Source organism: Aeromonas sp. 96A (assembly GCF_051919165.1).
Classification (GTDB): Bacteria; Pseudomonadota; Gammaproteobacteria; order Enterobacterales; family Aeromonadaceae; genus Aeromonas; species Aeromonas veronii.
Map to the genome: position 1 here is coordinate 3699349 of NZ_JBQBFE010000001.1, position 10652 is coordinate 3710000.

The 10652-nt window shown below is 56.2% G+C and carries 10 protein-coding genes and 1 pseudogene (1 of these 11 running past the window's edge); 5 read left to right on the plus strand and 6 right to left on the minus strand.

What is annotated here, in order from left to right:
- Window positions 1-25: 25 nt before the first annotated feature.
- Window positions 26-1420, minus strand: a complete 1395-nt coding sequence (locus ACTG2W_RS17260) for a Shedu immune nuclease family protein (protein WP_181281684.1) — start codon at window positions 1418-1420, stop codon at window positions 26-28.
- A gap of 594 nt (window positions 1421-2014) precedes the next feature.
- On the opposite strand from ACTG2W_RS17260, the gene cphA reads away from it, so the two are divergent.
- On the plus strand, window positions 2015-2779 hold the full coding sequence (gene cphA, locus ACTG2W_RS17265) for a CphA family subclass B2 metallo-beta-lactamase (protein WP_081043470.1): 765 nt from the start codon (window positions 2015-2017) through the stop codon (window positions 2777-2779).
- Between the two features lie 215 nt (window positions 2780-2994).
- Window positions 2995-4266 carry a hypothetical protein gene (locus tag ACTG2W_RS17270; RefSeq protein ID WP_106844346.1) on the plus strand — a complete coding sequence of 424 codons (1272 nt, stop codon included), beginning with the start codon at window positions 2995-2997 and terminating at the stop codon, window positions 4264-4266.
- A gap of 83 nt (window positions 4267-4349) precedes the next feature.
- Here the strand turns inward: ACTG2W_RS17270 and ACTG2W_RS17275 are convergent, their stop codons facing one another.
- The 3 genes from ACTG2W_RS17275 to ACTG2W_RS17285 all read right to left on the minus strand — a co-directional run bounded on the left by ACTG2W_RS17275 (window position 4350) and on the right by ACTG2W_RS17285 (window position 7784).
- Window positions 4350-5597, minus strand: a complete 1248-nt coding sequence (locus ACTG2W_RS17275; protein ID WP_106844345.1) for a DEAD/DEAH box helicase — start codon at window positions 5595-5597, stop codon at window positions 4350-4352.
- A gap of 97 nt (window positions 5598-5694) precedes the next feature.
- Complete coding sequence (locus ACTG2W_RS17280) at window positions 5695-7194, minus strand: GGDEF domain-containing protein (RefSeq protein ID WP_235657039.1); 1500 nt, start codon at window positions 7192-7194, stop codon at window positions 5695-5697.
- Window positions 7195-7319: 125 nt separating this feature from the next.
- Window positions 7320-7784 (minus strand): hypothetical protein, encoded by a 465-nt coding sequence (locus ACTG2W_RS17285; RefSeq protein ID WP_106844343.1) that lies wholly within the window; start codon window positions 7782-7784, stop codon window positions 7320-7322.
- 198 nt (window positions 7785-7982) lie between these two features.
- On the opposite strand from ACTG2W_RS17285, the gene ACTG2W_RS17290 reads away from it, so the two are divergent.
- Window positions 7983-8891 (plus strand): SAM hydrolase/SAM-dependent halogenase family protein, encoded by a 909-nt coding sequence (locus ACTG2W_RS17290; RefSeq protein WP_106844342.1) that lies wholly within the window; start codon window positions 7983-7985, stop codon window positions 8889-8891.
- 80 nt (window positions 8892-8971) lie between these two features.
- On the opposite strand, the pseudogene ACTG2W_RS17295 reads toward ACTG2W_RS17290, so the two are convergent.
- Together ACTG2W_RS17295 and ACTG2W_RS17300 are read right to left on the minus strand one after the other, a co-directional pair.
- A pseudogene (locus ACTG2W_RS17295) lies at window positions 8972-9070 on the minus strand (carbonate dehydratase); the annotation flags it as partial.
- Between the two features lie 12 nt (window positions 9071-9082).
- Window positions 9083-9643: a gamma carbonic anhydrase family protein gene (locus ACTG2W_RS17300; RefSeq protein WP_005343397.1), complete on the minus strand. Its 561-nt coding sequence runs from the start codon at window positions 9641-9643 to the stop codon at window positions 9083-9085.
- A 197-nt stretch (window positions 9644-9840) separates the two neighbouring features.
- Between ACTG2W_RS17300 and ACTG2W_RS17305 the strand changes: the two genes are divergently transcribed.
- Window positions 9841-10482 (plus strand): ribonuclease T2 family protein, encoded by a 642-nt coding sequence (locus ACTG2W_RS17305; protein WP_005343399.1) that lies wholly within the window; start codon window positions 9841-9843, stop codon window positions 10480-10482.
- Between the two features lie 72 nt (window positions 10483-10554).
- A protein-coding gene (locus ACTG2W_RS17310) for a Pathogenicity locus (protein ID WP_106844341.1) crosses the window boundary here: on the plus strand, window positions 10555-10652 show its start. The gene runs 181 nt beyond the window's last position; only the first 98 of its 279 coding nucleotides appear in the window; the start codon lies at window positions 10555-10557; its stop codon lies beyond the right edge, outside the window.

Genomic DNA, 10652 nt, shown 5'->3' on the forward strand with positions numbered 1-10652 from the left:
TATTTATTTTTATTAATCTCATAAGTTATTTTTTGTTAAGATGGGAAAGTAAGATCTTTAATTTTTCAAGCAGCTCGTCATAAGTGATGATGTCGACATCTTTACATGAGTTTCTGAATAAATTGAAACTATTTAATTTATCTTCATTTGCAGGTTTTTTACCTGCAAGAACAATACACTTGATTACATCTGAACTGTAGTTGCTCAGTGATTTATCATAGTGTGTATGTCTAAACCATTCATTTTGTAATGAGCTTTTTTGTGTTAAAACCTGAGTTATTGCACCGCTAATTTCATAGTGTGGAGCATATACATTATTCCTGTACGGGTTACCACTTTTAACTAATTCTGTTGTCGGTTTTTTGATTTCAATAATAGCTAAAGCTCTACTCGTTTCACCAAAAAGAAAATCCCCTATTTGAGAGCCAAGAGCATTTATATTAGATGATCTTGCATGAAATTGTTTGTGTAAAAGATGAACGGGGCGAGCAAAAAGCATAGTTAGAACGAAAGTATTATCCTCAAAGAATAGTTGCCACTTTGGTTCTGACAAGTCTTTTTGTAACATGATTTCAAACTTATCAATCATCCCTGCTAAGGTTATTCGCTCTATCTCTGAGTGTAGAGAAAATAACTCTCTTGGTGCATGGATTGAAATTCTTTCTATATCCTGTTTTACGGCCCCTATTTTTTCTTTTATATGTCTAGTTTTATCACCCTTGTGTCTACCCTTTTCAAACTTAAGTTCAACTAATTTACTTTCATCCGAAAAAGTGAGTCTTGGAAAAGAATCGGGATCGATTTCATTGAGAATTTCATTTCTTACATGCCATTTTTTAGCTGCTCTCAGCCGAGAGCGTCTTAGTCTGTCAGCTCTGTTAAAATCTAACCTGATTTCATTTAGCTGAGGTAAACCAATTTTAACTACATTATCTTGGACGTTGCTTTTACCATTTTCAACTATTTCAATAGTATCAATGCCTTTAATTAGTAATAACTCACGCCATACCTGAAGTAACTCTTTTGATAGGCCGCAACCAAAAATTAAATCATCGCAGATACCTCGAGGAGTATTTAGTAATACATCCGTATATGCACTATCAGCTTCATTAGGGAGTTTTATTTTATTGTTTCTTTGGTAAGTTATTTTAGCAATTCGCCCATGTTTTGGTGTCAGATATCTTTGTGTGTAAGGAGCTAAATAGACAGGGTAAGTGTCAATTTTTTCACTGTAAATTGTTGCAATGTGGTACCAATTTTCTTGTGGAGAGGATCTCCATTGCCCTACCTCACTTGGTGACTCTTCAAAGGTCTGAATATATAATTTCCTACATTCCACCCCACTTACATATGATGCCTCTAAATGTATGTTTGGGGATAATATATCATTTGAATCTAGGTTGAACTCTGGTTCTGTCATAGAGCCCTCTCGTAAGATTAATAAATAATTGATGAACAATATCATACTGAGCCGCGGTTCGAATAGCGAAGCGTATTCGGACGATCGCGAATAGGTTGTGGTCGAGAGGTTGCTGATATCCAGAGTTCTCAGCCAGTCTTGCTATGACTCGATGCTCGGCAGTATGCGGACGATTACGCTGCGCTAATCGCCCCTACATTGTGGGGCTTATTGTTACCTCCCCCTCATCCCCAGCCCTTCTCCCGCAAGGGGAGAAGGGAGCAAATAGGCTCCGCTGATTGTGCTTTACGTACGAGGTTCGGGTGGGGATGAGAGTTTGGAATTGGCACGGGCCATTCCCTCTCCCTCGGGAGAGGGCTAGGGTGAGGGGCCGCTATCTGTGTTGCAGGTTCGAATAGCGAAGCGTATTCGGACGTCGCGAATAGGAGGTCGCTGCTGATTTCTCCGGACTTTCCCCTGACTTCCCCCAGACTTCACCTTCTCTTCACACAACCTCATTTTCCCCTCACAAATCCCCCGTATCTTCTGCTCACTGCTTAAAAGGCCCGGCTTGCCACAGGGGTGGCGAGGGGGCGGTTGGTTCGAGGGAGCAAGATGATGAAAGGTTGGATGAAGTGTGGATTGGCCGGGGCCGTGGTGCTGATGGCGAGTTTCTGGGGCGGCAGCGTGCGGGCGGCGGGGATCGAGCTCAAGCAGGTGAGTGGCCCTGTCTATGTTGTTGAAGATAACTACTACGTAAAGGAAAACTCCATGGTCTATTTCGGGGCCAAGGGGGTGACTGTGGTGGGGGCGACCTGGACGCCGGATACCGCCCGCGAGCTGCACAAGCTGATAAAAAGAGTCAGCAGCAAGCCGGTGCTGGAGGTGATCAACACCAACTACCACACCGACCGGGCGGGCGGTAACGCCTACTGGAAGTCCATCGGCGCCAAGGTGGTGGCGACGCGCCAGACCCGGGATCTGATGAAGAGCGACTGGGCCGAGATTGTCGCCTTTACCCGCAAGGGGCTGCCGGAGTATCCGGATCTGCCGCTGGTGTTGCCGAACGTGGTACACGATGGCGACTTCACGCTGCAAGAGGGCAAGGTGCGCGCCTTCTACGCAGGCCCGGCCCACACGCCGGACGGCATCTTTGTCTACTTCCCCGATGAGCAGGTGCTCTATGGCAACTGCATCCTCAAGGAGAAGCTGGGCAACCTGAGCTTTGCCAATGTGAAGGCCTATCCGCAGACCATCGAGCGGCTGAAAGCGATGAAGCTACCGATCAAGACGGTGATCGGCGGCCACGACTCGCCGCTGCACGGCCCCGAGCTGATTGATCACTACGAGGAGCTGATCAAGGCGGCGCCGCAGTCATAACGGCTGCGCGACAGACTGGTAGCAAGCCTTGCCATTGCTGCAATCAGCAGCCATAACGGCACACCACAAAACGCCCGCTTTCAGGAAATAAGCGGGCCTTTTGCGTTTGCGGTTTTTTTGGTGGCTGTGAGTGCGTGGCATTAACGCTGTTCAAGGGAGGGAGGCTTTCATAAGATGGCCCTCTCTCTTTTCCCTGAAAGTTATCCATTTTCGTTATGCAATACGCCTCTCTCGCGCGCCTCAAGCAGGCCTTTATCACCGGGATGTGGGCCTCGCTGGTCAGCATCGTTATCGGCTTCGCCTTCAAGGTGTGGCTGGCGCAGTGGGTCGCCAAGGGGGAGCTGGCGCTGTTCAACAGCGTGGTGGATCTGATCTCCCTCTCCTTTATCCTGATGACAGGTTTTCGCTCCTCCATGGTGGTGAGCTACTCCCAGACCAAGAACGATCGGGACATCATCAATATCTTTCGCTACTTCCTCATCGGCATCGTGCTGCTCACCTGGGGGGCGGTGATCCCCTATATCAAGCACGGGCTCCATATCCGGGTGGAGTATCTGCAACTGGTGGGGGTTATCTTCGGGCTGGGGCTCAAGGTCTACTTCACCAATCTGGTGGCCATGTATCGGATGTATGAGCTCTCCAACCGGGTCACCTGGCTGGAGCCGCTGGCCAACGGCCTGTTGTTTATGGCCTGCTACTTTGGGCTCGGGATGGATGCGCTCCCTTCGCTCTTCTACGGGCTGACCTTCTCGTCGCTCGCCATCGCCGGTTATATGTATGTTTCGCGCCGTCGGGCCATCGCGACCAAGCCGCTGGCCAAGGTGGCGCTCGGCCCCGAGATGGTGAGCTATGTGAAGAAGAGCTTTACCGCCTCGCTGGAGGCGGGGGCCAGTATCCTGATGATCTATATCACTGTGCTGCTCACCATCCGCCACTTCAGCATCGACGAGCTGGGGGATTTTCAGGTGGTGGTGCGTCCCATCTTTACCTATATGACCACCTTGTTTGTCTTCCCCATCTACCGCTTTGTGCTGCCGGAGCTGGCGGTCAATCTGCGCAATGGCGATCACCGTCAGATAAGGATGATCCGGCGCTGGATCTTCCGCCTCTCCGCCATCGTCAGTCTGGCCTTCTTTGGCTTGATGTTGCTGGCGGGCAAACCGCTGGTGCTGTTGTTCTTCCCCGCCGACTACGTGGGGGCGGTGCCCGTGCTGTTCCACTTCTCGATCTTCTTTATCTTTATGATGCTCAACGGCTATCAGCTCGCCTATATCAAGGCTCACGGTCACTTTACCCAGAGTTTGCTGATCCGGCTGGCGGGCATAGTGGCGCTGGTCGCCGCCTACTATCTGGTGGCCGAGTTCACCGCCAACGTGGTGGCGATTATCGTGGCGCTGGGGCTCGGCTATATGGTGATGTTTATCCTCTCGACCCTGGCGGAGCGGCAGATCTTGCGATCCCTGCCACTGGTGCTGGCGACCCGCTAGGGTGCTACTCGCCAAGAGCAGGCTCCTGTCAGATAACAAAAAACGCCCGTGCGGGCGTTTTTTTATTGGCGGCGCAGGGCGGCTTAACGCTTGCCCTTGCCACCCTTGCTGCCAGCGAGGGCCTGCTTTCTGGCGCGCTGCTTCTGGGCCGCCTTGCTATTGCGGCGCGGCTCGGGCTCGAAGCGGGTGAGATCCGGCTCAAAGCCCGGAAACCACTGCTGGGGCAAGCGGGTGTCGAGCACAGCTTCCACCTTCTCCAGCAGGGGCGCATCTTCCGGGCTGAACAGGGTAATGGCGAGCCCCTTGTTGCCAGCACGGCCGGTGCGACCGATACGGTGGACGTAATCCTCCGCCACAAACGGGAACTCGAGGTTAATCACGTAGTTGAGATCCGTGATATCGAGGCCGCGGGCTGCCACATCGGTGGCAACCAGTGCCTGCAGGGTGCCGGCGCGAAACTCCAGCAGCACCTTCTCCCGCGCGCTTTGCGACAGATCGCCGTGGAAGGCCAGCGCATTGATTCCCGCCTTGCCAAGCTGCTGGGCCAGCTTGTCAGCCCCCTGACGGGTGCGGCTGAAGATGAGGGCCGGTGCCCACCCTTTCACTTTCAGCATGTGTTCGACCAGCGCCAGCTTGCGATCGCTATCCACCGTGTAGACCCGCTGCTCTACCTCAGCCGCCGTGGTGTTGCGCGGTGCCACCTCAATCAGCTCGGGGTCGCGCAGCAGCACCTTGCAGAGGGCAAACAGGTTGTCGTCGCAGGTGGCGGAGAAGAGCAGGGTCTGGCGATCCGCCGGGATCTGTTTGAGCAGCGCCTTGATCTCGTCCATAAAGCCCATGTCGAGCATGCGATCCGCTTCGTCAAACACCAGATGGCGCAGGCTATCAAGGCTCAATGCCCCCTGACGCAAATGGTCGAGCAGGCGGCCCGGGGTGGCGATCAGGATATCCACCCCGGCTTGAAGCGCCTCTACCTGCGCCGCGATACTCACCCCGCCGTAGACCAGCGTGCTGGTAAGACCGGTGCCCTGGCCGTAGCGCGCGACACTCTCGGCAACCTGCACCGCCAGCTCGCGGGTCGGCACCAGCACCAGCGCGCGGATCGGACGGGGCTCTGCTTGTGGCTGTTGTAGCAGCTGCTCCAGCAGCGGCAGCACAAAGGCGGCGGTCTTGCCGGTGCCGGTCTGGGCCCCCGCCATCAGATCCCGTCCCGCCAGAATGACCGGGATGGCGCGAGCCTGAATGGGGGTCGGCGCAGCATAGCCGAGCTCGGTCAGGGTCTGCTGCAGACGGGGGGAGAGGGCCAGTTCGGCAAAAGAGGCAATGGACATAGGGGCACCAGTCGGGGTTATCGCGGCCTGCGGCCACGATGCAGTGAGTGATCGTGGCCGCGATGGTAACAGAAGCTGGGGGAGCGGCAGAAGGCGGCTATGCCTCTGCGTCGTCTGGCAACGGGCGGATCAGCCGGATCTTTTTGCCCTCGTAGCAGGCGATGTTGTGTTTGCCGTGCTGTTTGACGTGGTAGAGCAGCTCGTCGGCCAGATGCACCGTCTCGGTGACGGTGAGGTAGTCGCGAATGCGGATCACCCCGGCGGAGAAGGTGATGGGGGTGGGCAGCTCGGGGATCCCCAATGGCCGATCCAGCAGGCGGCCAGCGGAGTGGATCATCATCTCGTCATCCTCCATCCCCTTGAACAGCACGATAAACTCCTCGCCGCCCCAACGGATGGCGCTGTCCACCTTGCGGATATTGCTTCTGAGATGGCGGGCAAAGGCGACCAGTGCCAGATCCCCGACGCCATGGCCATAGGTGTCGTTGATCGACTTGAAGTTGTCGATATCCAGGATCATCAGGTAGTCGTGCTCATGGAGCAGACTCTGGCAGAGCACATCCCTGCGTGGCAGCCGGGTCAGATGGTCGGTGTGCGCCAGGGTGCGCAGCCGCAGGTAGATCTGCTTCCAGGCCACCATGCCCAGCAACAGCACGATGAGATAGACCTTGAAGGCCGCACTTTGCAGGGCCAGCTTGACGAAATCGAACCAGCTGTAGGACCACTTCAGATAGAGATCATCCCCCGCCTTGGTGCGCATAAAGGGTTTGCTCAGGCAGAGATGCCTCGGGCGGCAGGGCTCGGCGGCTTCAAACGATATGTTGGTGCGGGTCGGGTTGATGGTGTCGAAGGGGCGCAGCACATCGTTAAATGCTTCATCGACGGCGATGTCGATACCGAGCAACCCGTATTTGTAACCGCCGCGCCCCGACTGATGGATGAAGGGGAAGTACATCACTATGGTGTTGCGCATGCTGAAGCTGTCGATCTCGATATCGGAGACAAAGGCTTCATCGGCGCTGCACAAGGGGCGTCCGGGCGCAAAGCTGGCGCAACCGAAGTAGTGATACCAGGCGGGCAGTGTCATCAGATCCACCTTGATCGGCGCCAGTCTGGCGGGCAGCACATTGTTGTCGGCCACCATGCCGATCAGCCGGTAGTCATTCCAGATGGTGTAGATATTGATCACCTCCGAATAAGAGAGGGCATAGCGGAAGGTGTTGAGGATATTGGCTGCCGGGTATTGCAGCGGAATATCGGCAAAGCGGTATTTGCTTTTGAGGTCATACCCGTAGAGATAGTCGCTGCCGACGCTATTCGGGGGCGGTGGCTGATCGAGCAGATGGTGTTGTGCCAGATAGCTGGTGATGTTCTCCACCTTGAGGATCTTGGCTCGCTTGTAGAAGACCTCGAACACGTTCTTCTGTCTGGCGGTGATGAGATCCATGTCGTGCTGGATAGTGAGATAGGTGTAGTAGAAGACAGTGCCCAGCCCGGTCAAGGCGAGCAGGGCCAATCCGGCCACTTTGACGATGAACTGGCGAGCAAACGCCGGTGGCCAGCGCAAGGCTGGGAGGTTACCTGAAAATAAGGTCATGGTGTCTGGTTAGAGTACCGATAGGGGCGCGGGCGCCATACGGGCAAAGTATACGCGAAGGAAATCCCGACAGGATCCACCGACAAACCTTGCCAGAAGCTGAAGCCCTCACCACTTATTTATCCCTACTCCACGATCAGCACGCTCTCGCTGGCCAGATGGTGCAGCCACTCCCTGACGATCAGCAGCACGGCGGCAAAGTACTCGTCACGGGGTAGCTGGTTGGCGGCGAGAGGATCCCCTTCCGCCATCGCGGCCAGCTGGCCAAAGGCTTGCTCCACCAGATCCCGGTCGAGCTGGTTGTCCCCCAGCACTTCGGCCAGCGACGGCTGGCTGCGCAGGGTCAGCTGCAAGCCGGGCGGGATCTGTGGGGCGATGCGCATCAGCTCATCTTCCACCACCATGATGGCCCGCTCCAGTTCGAGCGGGGTGGGTGGCGCGTGGCGAAACGGTCCGGGCTGGATGGCGTGGGTGCCAAAGGCCAGCGGGTAGTGTGACGGGGCCGCATCTGGCTGGCTCAGCCAGAGCTGACTGCTCTGTTCACCAATCTCCAGCAGCAGGGTCATCATCTCCGGTACGGGTTGTGTCATGGTGCTGAGCTCCTGTATTGTAAACGTTTTCCCATTCTGCCTTTGATACCCCCGCCGCCGACGTTTGGCGAGCACAATTTCTGCGAGTCGTCCCTCACTTTGTTGCAAACCCCTTGCAAAAAAATCCATTGGTGGCAGTCTGGATGTCTAAATGGCTGTCGCCGTTTCGTTATCCTCAGATGATTCAGGAGTTCAGATATGGATATTCGTACCGCTCCCCGCGCCATTGCGCTCGCCCTCATGCTGGCAAGCGGCATCGCCGCCGCCAACGAAGCGCTGGTGATCCAGACCGATTTTGGCCTCAAAGATGGCGCCGTGTCGGCCATGAAGGGGGTTGCCTTCGGGGTGGATCGCACCCTGCCGCTCTATGATCTGACCCACGAGATCCCGGCCTACAACATCTGGGAAGCCTCCTACCGCCTCTACCAGACCCTGCAGTATTGGCCGAAGGGGACCGTGTTTGTCAGCGTGGTTGATCCCGGCGTGGGCACCGATCGCCACTCGGTGGTGCTCAAGACCAGGAGCGGCCACTACATCGTCACCCCGGACAACGGCACGTTGACTCTGGTGGCCGAGCATTTCGGCATCGAGGCAGTGCGCCAGATTGACGAGAAGCGCAATCGCCTCAAGGGCTCCGAGAAGTCCTACACCTTCCACGGCCGCGATGTGTACGCCTACACCGGTGCACGGCTCGCCTCCGGCGCTATCAGCTATGAGCAGGTCGGCCCGCTGCTGCCCGCCGAAGTGGTGAAGATCCCCTATCAGCCTGCGGTAGCCGAGAAAGATGGCACCCTCAAGGGCACCATCCCGATCCTCGATGTGCAGTACGGCAACGTCTGGACCAATATCGACGATGCCCTGCTGACCAAGGCGGGGATCAACAAGGGGGATAACGCCTGCATCAAGATCCGCGAAGGGGATGTGGTCAAATATGACGGCAAGGCGCCTTACGTCAGCAGCTTCGGTGACGTGCCGGAAGGTCAGCCACTGGTCTACCTCAACAGCCTGCTGCAGGTGTCGGTGGCGCTGAACATGGACAGCTTTGCCGCCAAGCATCAGGTGCAATCCGGCGCCAACTGGCATATCAGCCTGAAGAAGTGCTCCTGATCCGCATGTATATAAGTAGAGATAGAAATAGCAACGGGCGCCTCGGCGCCCGTTTTGTTCCCTGGTAGTAAAGAAAGGGATCAGAACTCGTTGGAGAGCGCCTTGTACCCTTTGACCAGATCGATATTGGTATGAGCCACGTCTTCGGAGAATTCGGCGGCATCCACCGAAACCCGCGGGAAATAGAGGGATCAGAACTCGTTGGAGAGCGCCTTGTACCCTTTGACCAGATCGATATTGGTGTGAGCCACGTCCTCGGAGAATTCGGCGGCATCCACCGAAACCCGCGGAATATGGGTCAGATCGCTCTGCTGGTTGATGCGGGTGGTGGAGGGAACGTAGAACTCCGGCGGCAGATCGCAGCCATCAATCACCGAGTTGTGACGCACCACGGCACCATCGCCGATATGGCAGTTGAACAGCACGCTGTTGAAGCCGATAAAGACCCGGTTTCCCACTTCGCACGGTCCGTGCACTATGCTCCGGTGGGCGATGGAGGTGTACTCGCCGATGGTGACGGCGGCGCCGGATTTGGAGTGGATCACCACGCCATCCTGAATGTTGGAGTTGGCGCCAATGACGATGGGCTCCATCTCGCCGTTGGCATCCACCTCGTCGGCGCGGATCACAGCATAGGGGCCGACAAAGACATTCTCTTTGATGATCACCTTGCCGCAGATGATGGCGGTCTTGTCGATATAGGCAGATTCGTCGATGACAGGCAGATGGCCGGAGGGATTCTTGCGGATCATGTGACATCCTGTGGTTGCTTGAAATGATGCAGTGGCGCACCCGGCGCCAGGATGCCAGCTTACGCCTCGTTATTATCCGGGGAAACCCAGAAGTGGTCTGACCCTTGTCGCAAGCCTTGGTGGGAGCACTGTTTCCGCGCGCTGGAATATGGGAGCATTGCAGCCATTCCCGAGTTGGTTGAAATGGACATATATAGATGAAGAAGATGATTGCCCTGCTGGCGGGTGGTTTGTTGCTCTCCTCGGCCGCACAGGCCAAAGGGGTTGCGGGCGACTTTGATTACTATGCGCTGGCGCTCTCCTGGTCGCCAGAGCATTGTGCCATCAAACCGGCGGATCGGGACCAGTGTTCCCGCAAGCTGGGGTTCGTGCTGCACGGGCTCTGGCCCCAGTACGATCGCGGTTACCCTAGCAACTGCACCCGCGAACGGCTCGACGCCAACATGGAGCAGAAGTTTGCCGGCCTCTACCCCAGCCGTTTCCTCTATCGCCATGAGTGGGAGAAGCACGGCACCTGCTCCGGCCTGAGTCAGCCCCAATTTCATCAGCTGGCAAGCGACCTGCGCCAGAAAGTGAAGATCCCGGCGGCCTATCAATCCCCAGAAGAGCCGCTGCGCAAGAGCACTTTCCAGCTCAAGGCCGATCTGGCGAGCGCCAACCAGTGGCTGGCTCCCGACAACATCACAGTGGCTTGCGCCGATGGTGGCCGCTTCCTGCGGGAGATCTACATCTGCGTCAATAAAGAGGGGACGGATGCGGTCACCTGCTCCGCCGAGATGCAAAAGCGTGAGCGTCGCTCCTGTGGCCAGCCGGACTTCCTGCTGCGCAGCGTGCGTTAAGCCTTCACTCTCTTCATCAGGCCCCTTGCGGGCCTGATGTTCAACCATGGTTATCAGAAAGGAGTCTGAAAGATGGATGGCAACAACCGGTTTGGCCCGACAGAGCGGGCCCTGCTGCTCGGGGTGAAAGGGGTGGGGCCGACCGTTATCGGGCGGCTCGAACAGCTGGG